This window comes from Cupriavidus sp. L7L (assembly GCF_004353535.1).
Classification (GTDB): domain Bacteria; phylum Pseudomonadota; class Gammaproteobacteria; order Burkholderiales; family Burkholderiaceae; genus Cupriavidus; species Cupriavidus oxalaticus_A.
Genome location: NZ_SMNY01000117.1, coordinates 1 through 587, shown reverse-complemented (window position 1 = coordinate 587; position 587 = coordinate 1). Strand labels below are relative to the sequence as shown.

The 587-nt window shown below is 63.5% G+C and carries 1 protein-coding gene; it reads left to right on the top strand.

Features of this window, described 5'->3' with window-relative positions:
* The coding region (locus tag E1J61_RS37640) for a hypothetical protein (RefSeq protein ID WP_207951310.1) at positions 1-587 on the top strand (587 nt) is incomplete at both ends.

Below are 587 nucleotides of genomic sequence, written 5' to 3'. Positions count from 1 at the left end.
GACGGCAGGATTTCCGTCGAGGAGACCCGGCTGACGAATTTCGCACCTGGGACAAAGACGGACCTGGAGGCGTTGGCCACCTTCGACAGCAACCACGATGGCCAGATCAGCAATGAGGATGCTGCCTGGAGCCGGTTCAAGGTGGTGCAGGATTCCAATGGCGATGGGGATTTTGCCCAGGCCGAGCACAAGACCCTGGACCAGGCAGGCATTGCCGCCATCGGGCTGGAGCGCAAGGGCGAGCCACACCTCGACCACGGCAACATTGTGTTCGGTACGGTCGAAGTGACGCACACCGACGGCACGAAAAGCGAGGCGGCCGACGTGATGTTCGCCGGCAAGGACGTGCCGCTGCCAAGCTTCGCGCTCTACACCGAAGAATTGCGGGCCGGAGTGGTCCCAGAATTGCAGGCTGACCACGCATTCGCCGCGGATGCGGTCGCGCAGCTCACCGCCGTCCACGAGGCGTCGACCGATTCCCATATGCCTTCCGCATTCCCGCCGCCCACCGAGAGCGAGATCGTGCAGCGCATGGTGCTCCAGTTCGTGCAGGCAATGAATACCGAGACGGACCCAGCGGCGAGACC